Origin of the sequence: Streptomyces humicola (assembly GCF_024436035.1) — a bacterium.
GTDB classification, from domain to species: Bacteria; Actinomycetota; Actinomycetes; order Streptomycetales; family Streptomycetaceae; genus Streptantibioticus_B; species Streptantibioticus_B humicola.
In genome coordinates, this window is the sequence record NZ_JANFNG010000005.1 from 25888 (window position 1) to 38971 (window position 13084).

The 13084-nt window shown below is 66.6% G+C and carries 12 protein-coding genes and 3 pseudogenes; 6 read left to right on the plus strand and 9 right to left on the minus strand.

Going from position 1 to position 13084, the window contains the following annotated elements; all coding sequences use genetic code 11:
- Window positions 1-23 precede the first annotated feature (23 nt).
- A complete protein-coding gene (locus NGB36_RS09190; protein ID WP_255919678.1) occupies window positions 24-725 on the plus strand; it encodes a TetR/AcrR family transcriptional regulator C-terminal domain-containing protein in 702 nt (233 codons plus the stop codon).
- Between the two features lie 953 nt (window positions 726-1678).
- Window positions 1679-2110 carry an HIT family protein gene (locus tag NGB36_RS09195; protein WP_255919679.1) on the plus strand — a complete coding sequence of 144 codons (432 nt, stop codon included), beginning with the start codon at window positions 1679-1681 and terminating at the stop codon, window positions 2108-2110.
- Between the two features lie 425 nt (window positions 2111-2535).
- Here NGB36_RS09195 and NGB36_RS09200 read toward each other — a convergent pair whose 3' ends face one another.
- Together NGB36_RS09200 and NGB36_RS33720 are read right to left on the minus strand one after the other, a co-directional pair.
- Window positions 2536-2748 (minus strand): hypothetical protein, encoded by a 213-nt coding sequence (locus tag NGB36_RS09200; protein WP_255919680.1) that lies wholly within the window; start codon window positions 2746-2748, stop codon window positions 2536-2538.
- Between the two features lie 48 nt (window positions 2749-2796).
- Window positions 2797-2925 (minus strand): annotated as a pseudogene (locus NGB36_RS33720) (hypothetical protein); the annotation flags it as partial.
- Between the two features lie 822 nt (window positions 2926-3747).
- On the opposite strand from NGB36_RS33720, the gene NGB36_RS09205 reads away from it, so the two are divergent.
- Window positions 3748-4653: a hypothetical protein gene (locus NGB36_RS09205; protein WP_255919681.1), complete on the plus strand. Its 906-nt coding sequence runs from the start codon at window positions 3748-3750 to the stop codon at window positions 4651-4653.
- 580 nt (window positions 4654-5233) lie between these two features.
- Here the strand turns inward: NGB36_RS09205 and NGB36_RS09210 are convergent.
- The 7 genes from NGB36_RS09210 to NGB36_RS09240 all read right to left on the minus strand — a co-directional run bounded on the left by NGB36_RS09210 (window position 5234) and on the right by NGB36_RS09240 (window position 12125).
- Window positions 5234-6577 carry a DUF2079 domain-containing protein gene (locus tag NGB36_RS09210; RefSeq protein ID WP_255919682.1) on the minus strand — a complete coding sequence of 448 codons (1344 nt, stop codon included), beginning with the start codon at window positions 6575-6577 and terminating at the stop codon, window positions 5234-5236.
- 712 nt (window positions 6578-7289) lie between these two features.
- A complete protein-coding gene (locus NGB36_RS09215) occupies window positions 7290-8678 on the minus strand; it encodes a tyrosine-type recombinase/integrase (RefSeq protein WP_255919863.1) in 1389 nt (462 codons plus the stop codon).
- A complete protein-coding gene (locus NGB36_RS09220; RefSeq protein ID WP_372509408.1) occupies window positions 8678-8848 on the minus strand; it encodes a helix-turn-helix transcriptional regulator in 171 nt (56 codons plus the stop codon). Before NGB36_RS09220 ends, NGB36_RS09215 begins: the two co-directional genes overlap by 1 nt.
- A gap of 261 nt (window positions 8849-9109) precedes the next feature.
- Window positions 9110-10345 carry a DUF3631 domain-containing protein gene (locus NGB36_RS09225; protein WP_255919684.1) on the minus strand — a complete coding sequence of 412 codons (1236 nt, stop codon included), beginning with the start codon at window positions 10343-10345 and terminating at the stop codon, window positions 9110-9112.
- Window positions 10342-10674, minus strand: coding sequence for a hypothetical protein (locus NGB36_RS09230; protein ID WP_255919685.1), 333 nt, complete (start codon window positions 10672-10674; stop codon window positions 10342-10344). Before NGB36_RS09230 ends, NGB36_RS09225 begins: the two co-directional genes overlap by 4 nt.
- The gene (locus tag NGB36_RS09235; RefSeq protein WP_255919686.1) at window positions 10671-11546 is read right to left on the minus strand and encodes a bifunctional DNA primase/polymerase; all 876 of its coding nucleotides are present in this window, start codon (window positions 11544-11546) and stop codon (window positions 10671-10673) included. Before NGB36_RS09235 ends, NGB36_RS09230 begins: the two co-directional genes overlap by 4 nt.
- A 93-nt stretch (window positions 11547-11639) precedes the next feature.
- Complete coding sequence (locus NGB36_RS09240; protein WP_255919687.1) at window positions 11640-12125, minus strand: hypothetical protein; 486 nt, start codon at window positions 12123-12125, stop codon at window positions 11640-11642.
- On the opposite strand from NGB36_RS09240, the gene NGB36_RS09245 reads away from it, so the two are divergent.
- The 3 genes and pseudogenes from NGB36_RS09245 to NGB36_RS33725 all read left to right on the plus strand — a co-directional run.
- Window positions 12079-12480, plus strand: a complete 402-nt coding sequence (locus NGB36_RS09245) for a transposase (RefSeq protein ID WP_255919688.1) — start codon at window positions 12079-12081, stop codon at window positions 12478-12480. The two genes, NGB36_RS09240 and NGB36_RS09245, sit on opposite strands and share 47 nt — an antisense overlap.
- A 33-nt stretch (window positions 12481-12513) precedes the next feature.
- A pseudogene (locus tag NGB36_RS09250) lies at window positions 12514-12846 on the plus strand (transposase); the annotation flags it as partial.
- 62 nt (window positions 12847-12908) lie between these two features.
- A pseudogene (locus NGB36_RS33725) lies at window positions 12909-13079 on the plus strand (transposase); the annotation flags it as partial.
- Between the last annotated feature and the right edge of the window lie 5 nt (window positions 13080-13084).

Here is a 13084-nt window from a genome sequence, read left to right on the forward strand (position 1 = left end):
TACGAGGCGGAAGGCGAGCACGGATGGCGAGACAACGCAATGCCACACGGACCAACCGGGAACCCGTGACGGTCGAACGGATCGCCAACGCCGCCTTCGAACTCGTCGAGCAAGACGGCCTGGACGCACTCACGATGCGCAAACTCGCCGACCGTCTCGGTATCCAGGCCGCCACACTGTACTGGCACGTACGGGATAAACACGACCTGATCGACCTGCTCGCTGAGGAGTTGTTCGCCCGGTTCCCCCTCGACGACCTGCCCCCCGACGACAACGAGACAGAAAGCCTCTACACCTTCGGTCAGGCATTCCGCCACTACCTGCTGGAGCGGCGCGATGCGGCCCGGATCCTCTCGAATCGCTTCGTCATCGGACCACACATGCTCGCCATCCTGGAACGGCTCCTGGGATGGCTACGCGCCGCCGACCTCGACGAGCGGCGAAGCGCCCAGGCACTGATCGCGATCATGGCCTACATCCACGGATTCGTCCTCTGGGAAATCACACCTATGTCGGGGCCTGTCGCACGCGGAGAACCGTTCCCCGACTACCTCGCCGACGTACGCAACGAACTGGAACAGCTCTCCACGAGCGAGTTCCCCCACACCGTAGCCCTCGCCGGATACCTGACCGAGCAGGGCAACGACGAGCGGTTCAGCTTCGGGCTCCGGAGCCTTCTCAACGGGATGGCCCAAGGAGCACCCGAAGCCACGGACGCTTCCTGAGGTCTGGCATCACTCCCGGGCCTCGCCTCCGCCGCGCCGGTATCCGTCGCGGCGCTGCTTGGCGTGGACCGCCGAGAGCGCCAGCCCCGACCCCTCGATCAGCACCTCATTTTTCGCGTTGTGGCAAGTTGGGTGCACACCTTCCCGCCTCTCCCCGGAGAGGCATTTTTGCTGGTCAGAGCCATCTTCCTCGCGCGCGCAGCAGCGCCGAACCTCCCCTGAGTGATCACGGGGAGGTCCGGCGCTGTCCGGCTGTCACCGGGTTCCTGCGGGTGGCCACGGAGAATAGGCGGTGAAGTTCTCCACGGGGGTCAACGCTCCGGAGGGGGCCCTTGGCTTCGATGTGATTCTTCAGGTCCGCGATCTGACCGGAGATGCCGAGGAGCACCGGAACCCTGTCGCCTGCCCCCTCCGCAACCTGCGCGGGCAGGTAGGCCGCAGGCTGCGCCGAGCGGTAGCCCACAAATGTGATCAACGGCAAGTGCCCGGCAAAACCTTCTCTACCTCCATCAAGGCGGCTCGCTCCCGCTCGCCGCGCGCGCCCCGGCTCACCGCCGGGGCCGACGCTCATGTCTTCGCCCCGCTCCGGCCCCGGCTCCGCCGGGCGCGCGGCTAGAGCGAACACTCCATGAGCGAAGAGACTCAATCGGGCTGGGGCGGCCGGCTCCACGGCTTTAGGCAGCCACCATGGGGCGAGCCTCGAAGATCATGGCCCCAGATCGGGCTACTGCGGGCAGGCGAGGAGCCAGCCCGATTCGCGGCCAGCGTAAGGGGCCATGATCTCTCGCCCCATGCCAGCTCCCGCCCAAAGCCGCTCCACCGACCGCGCGGTTCACGAGCTGCCTCGGTGTGTGAACGCCGCGAAACTCAGATGTCCTCTTCGGCGATGACCTGCCAAACTCGTCGTTCTGGCCTGAGAGGGCCGGCATGAGGTGACTTCGGAGGTCTCAAGGATGAGTGACTGCCCCTTCTGCAGGATCGGGCAAGGCGAGATTGATGATGACCTGGTCGCCTACCGTACGAAGAACGCCTTCGTCATCCCCACTCTCATGCAGCGAGAAAACAACCCGGGTCACACGCTCGTTTTGCCGGTTTCCCACGTGTCCAGCTTGCATGAGGCCCCGCGTGATCTCCTGCACGAAGTGTTCGATGTCGTTGCGAGAGTGACGACCGCAGTGAAACACGCCTACCGGGCTGTTGGAAGCACGATCGTGCAGAACAACGAAGCCCCTGGCCAGGTGATTCATCACCTGCACGTCTCAGTCATCCCGCGCTTCGGGGGCGACAGGTTCCGAGTGCCTGACCCGGAACTGTGCGAAGCGCCCCGGGACGTGCGGCTTGTTCGCGCTGCTGCCCTGCGTAGGGCATTGGAGCTGGAGGTCTGAGCCACACAGCTCCGCACCGCCCACGGGGGTCGGCCACACCTGCCCTTACGCGGCGTGATCGGTAGCGGAATGTATCTGCAGTTGGTCCAGCACTCGCAGCGCACCAGGAACAGCGCAGCAGTCCGCCAGCCGATCAATCCCACAACCAAGGGCGTGGTTCGAGTGACCACCGGCGGGGAAGAGCCGGAGCGCCCTTCCGGGGCCGTGACCGGGCCGTGGAAGGGCGCTCAACGGTGACAAACGTTGACAGCCACCGACAGCTCAGCAGTAGGTCAAAGCGTTGATCGAGTACGCAGCCGCAGGTGGCAGCCGTGCGTGATCAGTTGTGGCTGTACAGCAGCGGGCGGTCACCAGCGGCTTGACTCGGCCAGTGAGACTCCACCAACCTCGAACCCGGCTGCGGCGCGCTGTCCCCGGCATCCATCTCAGGCAAGCAGATGTAGCAACCGACTGGCTTGCCGCTCTGCAGTGCCGGGCGGGTTCCTCGGGTTGTCGGCGGCGTCGAACGCCAGCAGGAACAGCCAGACGAGGGCGAGAAGCCGACGGCAGTCCACCAAGCGCGCGAATTCGGCGTTCGTCAGCTCGAAGTGGCTGAGGAAGCCGTCAACGTCCAGCGGCTGTTCCACCCAGCTGCCCACGTGCTCGGTGATCTCCGCGAGCTCGAAGGCGCGATCACTGAGACCCGAGTCCTCAAAGTCGACGACCTGAACTCGCTGGCCATCCCATAGATAGTTCGCGAGGTTGCCGTCTCCGGACCCGAAGACGTGGGGACAAGAGGCTGACCAGCCGTGTCCAGCCCCGACCGGGCAAGCCAATCCATGCCACGGTCCATAGCCTGGCCCACCTCGTGGTTGACCTGAGCACGGGCGTTCGGGAACCAGGAGTGTATGTGGGCGATGAGCTCGTCTTGGCGCCCTGGTCTGAGAGGAACCTCAGCCAGAACGTCGGGCGGCACCGCGTCATGCACCCTGGTCACAGCAGTCGCCAGCGCCTTGATCTGGCCGTCTTCGAGAGAGCATCCGCGCAACGGCGTGCCAGCCAGCCTGGACATCACCACGGTAGGTTCCGCCGCGGCAAGATCCGCCTCCCAGGGATCAGGAGCCAAGCCGGGCACGTATGTCGCGAGCAACGTCAGTGCACGCCACTCACGCTCGCCTTGCTGACGATCCTTGCCCCGGAACCGCTTGGTCACCCAGTTGGGCCGCAGCTCGACGGCGTGAGTGCCCCATTGTTCAGACATGGGGGCGATCCTGCCATCGCGGCCATGGACGACGTGCCACACGCGTGCCAGGTCGGGCGGGGAACAGCGGGGAATCACAGTCACTCGAAGGCGTCGGGAACGAGATCAGCCCCCGACCGTTCGTGCTGGTCAGGGGCCGATTCTTCCGTGTGGCGGCGGCAGGGTTCGAACCTGCGTAGGCGTAAGCCGACAGATTTACAGTCTCCGGTCCCCGAGTTCGCGGAGGTCTCGGGTGGGCCCAACGCAGTAATATCGCACGTCATGTCGAGCAGACAGTGAGGGCGTGACATAGCGTTGTTTCGCGGCGCCGTTTTGCGGTTGCGTCTACTACGGCGAGACTCCCCGGAGCCGACATTTGCTCGTCAAATGCTTACAAAAGATCGGTAGGAGCTGAACAATGCCACTAGAATGGGAATTGCGGGCGCGCGGAAGTATTGACGATATCCGCGAGTGGGCAGCCCGGGGCGCCACGGATGAAGCATTGCGGGCTCAACTCCCGGCGCCATACGAGGTCCGCGATATCGCGCCGTTCAGCCCATCTGGGGCGATCTACTTCATGAATGGCTACTCTGAGGCCACGGTAAGACTCCGCGATACGGGCGAAGAGATCACTCTTCGCTTTGAGGATGAAAACACCTCAATCGCTGCAAGTGCGCCACTTCGGTACGACGAATCCATCGAGACTGAAGGTATCTACGTACCTGTGCCGCCTCCCCTAACGTCACGAGCAATGTACCCACGACACACCCCGGACCGGTACCGTCGCCCCACAACGCTGCAGCTGCTCCAGGTGGTCAGCATGAACATGCGCTCTGCCGACGGCAATTCGCGCCTGCTGATCGGGCTTCCGTACGCGGAGGCTCAGCCAGACCTGTTCTTCTCCAACCGGATGGAAACCGGTGACCACGACGCATCGAGCTACGGGGTAGTCCAATCGTTGACGGAGTTTCATGATCCGGCGACGGATGAGCCTGATCTCCATGGCAATGGTTTCCCGGCCCGCAGTTTCTTCGGGATCTATCACTTGATTGAGACTCCGTTAGGCGCATTCTTCAATAAAAAGGCAACACAGATGGAGCTTCAACCATCGGCTGATGGGAAGCTCGCGCTGACGCTGCCGCCAATCCCGTTCATGTATACGCTGCTCAACGGTCCGATCCCGCTGTTTGACGTGAACAACCCAGACGGGGACCCGATTGGCGACGTCGTATCTGGTCGTCACGGGTCGCATGGGGCATCGGCAGTCCCCAGTGAGGACGCTTGGCCTTGGAAGACACCGACCGTTAGCCGTCCTCCTGCGTGACCAGGCCCGAGAAGGCCACCGATCGCATCTTGGGGCAGGCCCTAGCATCGATGGGGCCCCGACAGCAAGCGTCCGAGAGCCCCCAAGGGTGTTGGCCCAACCGGGGTTGACATCCACCGGTGACATCAACGACAGCGAACAGCAGCGAATAAGGGCGCACGTGGGCGACGATGCCCCGCACTGGTCGAAGTGGTCCTGGCAGGGAAGACCAAGCTATCGGAGCGAACTTACAAGGCAGCCGTCACACGGTCGCGCCGTGCCACATTCGTGCCAGAACGGTCGGTCAGCTACGGTCACTCGCGGACCAGGACGGGGAGAAAGCCCAGCCCAGGCCGTACCGCGACCACAGGCGGGGTGACCAGGGCAAACCTTGCGGAGATCGTCCCCGGGCTCCTAAAGCGGGTGTCAGGCCATGCCCGTCGCGTGTCCGATCGGGCGGTGAACCACGGAAAACAAGGGTGCCCGACCGGGCACCGACGGGGTACAGCCAGAGGGCGTTGACAAACGCCCCCGCCGCGTTGCCCGATCGTGACAAACCGTGAGGCAGACGAGCCCTTCGACCAGACGGCCAGGAAGGACGTCAGCGGTGCGCACTGATCCTCTGCTCCAGCACGACGCCGTCGCGGTGGAACAGCGTGCGGTAGGTGAAGCCGGGGAAATGCGAGACCGAGGCGACTGGAACATTCCACGACGCCGTGTCCAGCAAGATCCACTGCGGCGCTGTTCTGTCGTTGAAATAGTACACGTCATCGCCGCGTGCCGCGAGCGGGGCTAGCTCCGGAAGCGTGGTGTTCACCGTCTGCCCGGCCGGGATCATTTGCTCGGCCGCCCGCGCGGCCGTGATGTGCGCCGGGGTCTTGTACGTGCCGGGCTGCCACAGGTTCTGCAGCGGTGACCAGAGGGCGAGCGTCACGGCGCCCATGGCCATCATCGACGGGGCGTACTGGCCGAGGTAGGGCCAGAAGCCGCGCGCCCATGTGGGTCGTCCGGCGCGTATTCGGGCGAGGCCGTCGATCGCCGCCACGAACAGGATCGGCATGACCGTAGCGTTGTAGTGCCATATAGTGCCCCAGTAGGCCGGGTTGGACGACACGAACCGCAGCGCAATGCTCGGCACGGCGATCGCGGCGAGCGGGGAACGCAGCGCCACCAGCGCCGTCGGCAACAGCAGCACGACGAGCGTCGGCCCCTTCACGTCCCAGCCGGCGGCGAGGCCCGCCAGGTGCCCGTCCTGACTCCAGTACGGGTACGCGTGCCCCGGGTTCAAATCCGGTATGAGCACGTACACGGCCAGTAGCGACCAACCCACACCCCACGCGGCCAGCAGCGCCCCGGCGAGGCGCTTGCCGTACACCAAGGCAAGGGCGAGGCCGATCGCCACGACCGTGAAGCCCTGGTCCTCCTTGACGAAGACCAGCGGCACCGCCCACCACACCACCGCCCGGTGCTTGCTGCGGGCCATCGCTGACAGCGAGCAGGCGATCAGGGGTACGGCGAACGCGATTTCGTGCACGTCGTACCAGGCCATCGAGGCGAGACCCCACGAGAAGCCGTAAGCCGCCGCGACCAGCCGCGCCTCCACGACGGTGAGCCGTGCTGCCGCGGCCCGGTACACCGGCACGATCGATACCGCCGCCAGCGCCGCCTGCACCACCAGGAGTGTCACCGGCGACGGCGCCAGCCACCATGCGGGCAGGAACAGCGCGTCGACCGGGGAGAAGTGGTCGCCCATCGCGTCCATGCCGCGGATGTCCACAACCGGTGCCTGGAAGTGCGCGTAGTGACGGACGGCTTCCGTGAATATCCCAAGATCCCAGCTCGCCGGGTTGCCGACGGCGTACCGGGACACCGACAGCACCACGTAGACGGCGAACACCGCGGCACACACCGCCCACAGCCACGGATCGCCCGGCCGGCGCGGCACCCAGCGGACCGTCCGCGGTGAGGTAGCGGGCGCAGCGTCCGCAACCCGAACCACCCTGTCGTCAACGGCCATTGGTGTCCCCCGATCGTGCGAATGTGCGCCAAGTGTGGCACCTGCGGAGGACGTGTGAACATATGGAACGACAAACGAGCCCCGTCCGGCCCGAAGGCCAGAGCGGGGCAAGCAGTGTGGAGGGTCAGCAGAGGCGTCGGTACGCGGCAGTTGCGAGCAGGCAACCCAGCGATAGGGCGCCCGCAACCGGGGCGGATGACGAGGTCGACAGCGGGCCCGGCCCGGAACTGGACGTGGCCGTGCACGTCATGTGCGTCGTGCCCGAGTCGAGTGTGCAGATGTACGTCGTCGACTTCCCGACTTCGCCGGTGTATGCGAACGTCAGGCTGCTCGATGGCGGCCCAGCGTGGCCGGTCGCCCCGGTGTCGCCTTTCGGCCCTTGTGGTCCCGCAGGGCCCGCGGGGCCTGGTGATCCGGCGGCGCCGGGGGCTCCTGAAGCTCCGGCTGGTCCGGGGCTCCCGGCCACGCCGGTGGGGCCTTGGGACGACTGCGACCATATGGGCCGATGCAAGGTAGCCGTTGCTGAGCGCAGAGCGCTGACCGCCCCCGATCATGAGGGCGGTCCGGCGCTGTCCGGCTCTCACCGGGCTTCTGTGGGTGGCCACGGAGAATACGCGGTGAAGTTCTCCGCGGCCTGAGGTCAGCCCTCCGCGGGAAGCTCGGGGAGGTCTCCCCGAGCTTCGATCCGCTTCTTCAGGTCCGTGAGCTGCCCGGAGATGCACCGGGCGTAGACGGCGAGGAGCACGGGCACGCTGTTGCCCGCCCACTCCGCGACTTGCGCGGGCGGTACTCCGTCGTTGAGCCAGTTCGTCAGGCAGGTGTGGCGAAGGTCGTACACCCGCTTCCCGAGCGGGGAAGAGAACTCCTCCGGACTGAGCACCTCCTGCCGTGCGGTGCGCCAGGCCCGGCGAATGACCGAGCCGGCGAGCATCTCACCGTTCTCTCCCTGGAACAGCAGATCGCCGGGCTTCAGCTTCTGCCTCTTGATGTGCTCGCGGAGGATCTTCGTGAGCGAGGGGTGCCCTGGCACGACGCGGGTGTCGTCGGCGGCGCGACCCTTCAGCCCTCGTCTTTCGCGGATCTCGCCGGTGTCCGTCCAGTTCTTGCCGACCTCCGGCTGAGCGGTGTGGATCACCAGCTCGCTCCACTGGTCATGGGCGTCCTCGTCTGGCAAGCGAACGTCGGCCACGTGCATCGCCACGGCTTCCTCCGGGCGTGAGCCGGCGTAGTACATGGTCGCGAAGAACGCATGCAGCCGCCGGCCACCCCGGGGGCGACGGCGCACCCAGTCGAGCAACCGTGCCGCCTGCACGGCGTTGAGCAAGGATCGCTTGTCCACTGCTGACGAGGTTTTCGGCGTGGTGCCCCTGCCCTTCGGCAGCGGATTCGAGCGCAGGATCCGATGCTTGACGGCGTACTCCATGGCCACATTGAGGACCCGGCGATTGCGTTTGACAGTGCTCGCGGCGGCTGGTGTCCCGTCCAGCTTGGTGCCGAGGGTCCGTAGCACCTCCTCGACCTTGGCAGGGTCTTCCCATGCCGCCATCGACAGGGTGTTGCGCTCGACCCACTTGAGGAGGACGGCGACCTCGGGCGAGGCCTCTTCCCGCCGTTTCGTGTTGAACGCGAACTCCCTCAGCGCGGTGCGCACGTCGACGGGCTTGAAGCTGCTCGGCTGCGACCGCAGCAGGGCAACGGTCACCGGCGTAAGCGCCTTGGCAACGTTCTTGCGGTTGTTTCCTGAGGTGCGATGCCACTGGGCATCAGTGAATCGAACGGCGAAGTCGTACCAATTCATCGAGCTTGCCCCGGAGTCGTGGGAGACAGGGCGCCCGGTGGTGAGGCTGAATGCCTCACCACGGCGGGTCGCGCTGATGAGTTCGGATCGGAACGCGTCGGCGAGCGCCCGCGTCCCGAAGGGGGCCCGCCACTCCTTGCTGTCCAGCGTCCAGCGGACCGTGTAGGTGGTACCGCGGGCGCCCTTGTACGTCGCGATCTTCCATACCTTGATGTTGTAGGTCGTCTTCATCACGCGGCGTCCTCCCGGCCGTCCAGCCAGATCTCGAAGTCGCTGCGACGGATCCGCAGATCACCGTTAGGAAGCTTGATGCATCGAGGAGCGCGGCCTTTTTGCCTCCAGTCGTAGAACGTGGAGCGGGTGATCCGAAGCTCTTCGCAAACTTCGGGAAGAGTGAGCAGTGCGCGCAGCCTTGAGGTGGCGCTAGACACGGCGTGCCTCCTGGACATGGGCTCAGCCCTGCCGCCCGGGTCGGCAGGGCTGAGCGGGCCTATCGCGGAAGGGGCGGGCGCGTGCTGTTCGCCCGGGCCCCTTGGGGATCCGCAACATCCGCCACGCCGCAACATTGCTGGTCAGCGGCTTGGATTTGTGGCGGATCGCGGTTGTGTGGCGGATAGCTGCCGCCACGCAGGAGGTGGCGGCACCATGGCGGTGGGCTCGAGTCAGCTGACGATTGTCAGGGGGCGTGTGGCGGTTTCCCGTGCCGTGTGGCGGATGTCTGTGGCGCTATCCGCCACAGATTCACCCCCGCTGACCTGCGGTGTGGCGGCTGTTGCGGCTGTTGCGGACTTTCCGGGGGGAGGGGGGCAGTAGCGGTCCCAGGCGTCGGCGAGGTCCTCGGCGTAGTAGCCCTTCGGGGTGCCGGAGGCGGTCCGGATACCGCGCGACTTGATCGGCTTGTTGGCCGCGGTGACGTACTGGCCCAGCAGCCTGCTCAGCGTGCGGGAGTTGAGGGGCTTGTCGTCCAGGTCGCCCCAGGGCGCATCGTCGATGTTCAGCAGGCATTCGATGATGGCGGCGGTGGGCATGCGGTCGGCTCCACAGAACACCTTGTCGCGCAGGTCGGTCAGGAGCCGGATGCCGAGGGAGGCTCCGTCGGTGTCCTGTGCCGACTTGATCAGCTCGACGCAGGCGGCGCGGGCCCGTGCCGGCCAGTCGCCTCCAGCGGCGTCGGCGACAGCGAGCAGGGGCTCCCAGACGTCGGCGGGCCGGTCGCTCACGCCTTCTGGCATCTCAGGCCAGGCTTCGGCAACATCGTTGCGGACGGTGTCGGCCCATTTCGCGAGGCGGTCGCGCAGGGCGTTTCCCTCCTTTTCGTGGATGCGGCGGCGGTAGGGCTCGACCTTCTCGTTCGGGGCGCGCTTGCGCATGCGGATGATCACGGACCGGGTCAGGATGGTGTCGGGCAGGGAGCCGAGTCCGGCCATGGCGACGGCGCAGAAGGACGAGAACCATCCAGCGGTCTGGTTGGAGCCGTCCCCAACGCAGCGCAGCGACTGACCGCCGCGCCGATAACCGGAGTTGAGGAAGCCGCGGACGGCCTCGTCGCCTCCGGCTTTCGGTCCGAATACCGTGTCGATCTCGTCGAAGAGCAGCGTAGGGGTGCCCTCGGTGGCCTCGACCAGCCGAAAGAGGGCGTTGGCGGATGCGTTGACCGTGATCGCGGCGTTGGGGGTGAGGGTCTCGACGATCTCAAGGGCGCGGGACTTGCCCGAGCCTGGTTCGGGGGACAGAAAGGCGAGGCGGGCGGTGCCGTCGAACGCGTCGATGAGGTGAGCGTGAGCGTCCCACAAGGTCACGGCGACGTAGGCGGCTTCCTGCGGGAAGATGTTGAAGCGCCGGTGGAACGCTTCGACTTCGTCCAGTAGCGATGCGCCGTCGATGGGTGGTGTGGTCATGCTGCCCTTCCTTGGGGCTGGTTGGTGCTGGTAGCGCGGTGGGGGCAGTGGCCGACGCGGACACGGTCAGTCAGCTCGACGACAGCGGTGCGTCCGCGGGCGCGTTCGTGGTGGCCGCAGGCGCACAGCCAGTCGGCGACCGGTCGGCCGGTCATGCGGACGTGCAGGCCAGGGCGAATGCCGGTGATGATGACGACCTGCTGAGGGTCGGGGTGAAGAGCAGAAAGGACGCCCTGACGGGCGGCCTTTTCCCGGCCGCAAAGCTGGGCCGGTCCTGCGTCGCAGGCGGCGAAGCCGGGTACGGGCGGGGTGTCGGCGAGCCGGTTCACGAGGGCCCCCCGGTGCCGGCGGCGAGGCCGTTGGTGACGGCTCGTTCCGCGTACGGCTCGGGTACACCGACGGAGACGGCGGCGGTGATGATCTGCTGCCCGATGACCTCCAGCCCGCAGGGTCCGGGGCAGTCGGTGTGCTGGGCCGCGAGGAAGCGGGCCACGCCGAATGCTTGGGATCCGGCGCCGGATTTGGTGTGGGCGAGCACCTTGGCCAGGCCGCGTTCCAGGCCGCTGCGGATGTAGGTGGCGGTGTGCCGGCACCCGGTGGCCACGGTCCGATCCCAGGCAGCCCGCACGATGTCTGAAGAAGCCACGCGCCCGCGGGCGGGGGTGGCTTCTTCCCGTTCGGCCAGGGCGCGCACGCTGGCCGGCAGGTCCACCATGGTGCCGTGGCCGTGTCCGAGCCAGCGGGCGTAGTTCATACGCGACTTGATGTCCACGCCGGGCCGGACGTGGTTGGCCGACTGCATGGCGCCGCGGTAGATCCAGTGCTCTCCGCGGGGCGTGAGCACCGTCGTTGTGGGCGGCAGGTTCTCGCGCGCCCAGGCGACGGCCTGTGCGTCGTCGAGGTCCACAACGGTCAGCCCCGCGCCTGCGGGGTGGTATGCGACGGCGACCGCCTGCCGCCACGCCGCAGCCCACGGGCGGGAGGTGATGACGTGGGTGGCGGCTGCCCAGCCGTGGCATGGGGCGGGGCAGCGGCAGTCCCCTGCGGTCTTCATGACGGGCCTGCCGCCGCAGGCACTGCGCGCGCAGGCAGGACAGTTCCCGAACGGCAGCTTCCCTTCGCGCAGCGGCAGCACGGGCACGTGCGCGGCTGCCAGTTCAAGTGCGACGCTCAGCAGCGTGGCGTGGGGAGGATGGGGCATGCTTGAGGTCCTCCTGTTCGGTGACGAACGGGCAGGGAGAGCCGGAGCGGGCCGTACTTCTGTGGCGAGAGCGGCGGCCCGCTCCGGGCGTGTCTAGGACGCGGTCTGGTGAGCGTGTCCGTTGTTGAGGGCGAAGTGGATGGCGGATTCGGCGAGGACGCCGTAGTCGTAGGCGGCGTCCGGCAGGCCGGCGGCTTCGTCGAGGGCCTCGTGCATGGCGGCGGCCTCGTGGTCAGCGAGGTAGCGGCAGTCGGCGAGGGAGTCGGCGTAGCACCCGGCGTATTCGCACCGCTCCATCGCGGCGCGGGCGGCGGTGAACTTCTCCCACTTGTTCCAGCGCTTCAGCGCTTCGAAGGTGGGAGGGACGGGGCACAGCTCGCCGGGGATGATGAAGAACCCTTCCGTATTCCGGCCGAGGCGTACGGCGGCGGGCTGCTGGCCGTCGAGGACGCGCAGGATGGCCCAGGCGGTGCCGTAGGCGTACGCCTCGGCGGTCTGGGCGTCATCAGCGGATGCGATCGAGGCGCCCGGCGTGCAAGAGCTGCCGCCGTCGTCGACGGTCGCCGCGCTCGACTGCATCCCCTGCCCCTTCAAGCAGCAGTGCACGACGGCGAAGAGCAAACGCCGCCAACTATCCCTGCACCCGGAGGAGATGACCGAGGCCCTACGGCACGCTCGCGCGCAGCACCAGACCAAGGACTGGAACACCGATTACGCCCTGCGAGCTGGAGTCGAGGGCACCATCAGACAGGCAGTCGCCGTCACCGACCTGCACCAGGCTCGCTATCGAGGCCTGGCAAAGACCCATCTCGAACACATCTACAGCGCCGTCGCACTCAACCTGATCCGACTCGACGCCTGGTGGAACGGACACCCACTCGATCGCACCCGAACCACCCACCTCGCCCGACTCGAATTACGCTTCGCCACCTGACCCTCGAATGACCACCAGGGTCGGGCACAGTTATGCCAGATCCACCGGTCCCTGAGCCGTCCGATCATGCTCATCTGGGACAACCTGAGCAGCCACCGCAGCCGCCCCATGCGCGCATTCATCGCCCGAAGTACCTGGCTGACCGTGGTCTACCTGCCGCCCTACGCCCCCGACCTCAATCCCGTTGAGGGCAGCTGGGCTCATCTGAAGAACGGGCCACTGGCCAACCTCGGAGCCCGCAGCCTCGATGAACTCCTTCACACCGCCCGCCGCGGCCTGCGGCACATCCAGTACCAACCGAAGCTGCTCACCGGATTTCTCACCGCAACCGGCCTGAAGTGGGACGCGCAACCGTCAACTCCATAGGCAAAAATCAGTAAGAGCTCGTAACACGCCGTTCGTGAGGTGTGGGGAACCGACCGTGGATCGTGGACGACGACTTGTGGACGCTGATCGAGCCGTTGCTGCCGTCCTGGCCCAAGAAGCCACCAGATCCGAAGCCCGTGGATGACCGGCTGTGCCTGCAGGGCATCCTGTACGTGCTCTACAACGACATCAGCTGGCAACTGCTGCCCCTGGAGCTCGGTTGCTCCGGGCAGACCTG

Bases quoted from the DNA above. Each gene is read 5' to 3' on its own strand.
- NGB36_RS09190 (WP_255919678.1), top strand. From the start codon at position 24: ATGGCGAGACAACGCAATGCCACACGGACCAACCGGGAACCCGTGACG.
- NGB36_RS09195 (WP_255919679.1), top strand. From the start codon at position 1,679: ATGAGTGACTGCCCCTTCTGCAGGATCGGGCAAGGCGAGATTGATGAT.
- NGB36_RS09205 (WP_255919681.1), top strand. From the start codon at position 3,748: ATGCCACTAGAATGGGAATTGCGGGCGCGCGGAAGTATTGACGATATC.
- NGB36_RS09215 (WP_255919863.1), bottom strand. From the start codon at position 8,678: ATGAAGACGACCTACAACATCAAGGTATGGAAGATCGCGACGTACAAG.
- NGB36_RS09225 (WP_255919684.1), bottom strand. From the start codon at position 10,345: ATGACCACACCACCCATCGACGGCGCATCGCTACTGGACGAAGTCGAA.
- NGB36_RS09235 (WP_255919686.1), bottom strand. From the start codon at position 11,546: ATGCCCCATCCTCCCCACGCCACGCTGCTGAGCGTCGCACTTGAACTG.
- NGB36_RS09240 (WP_255919687.1), bottom strand. From the start codon at position 12,125: ATGCAGTCGAGCGCGGCGACCGTCGACGACGGCGGCAGCTCTTGCACG.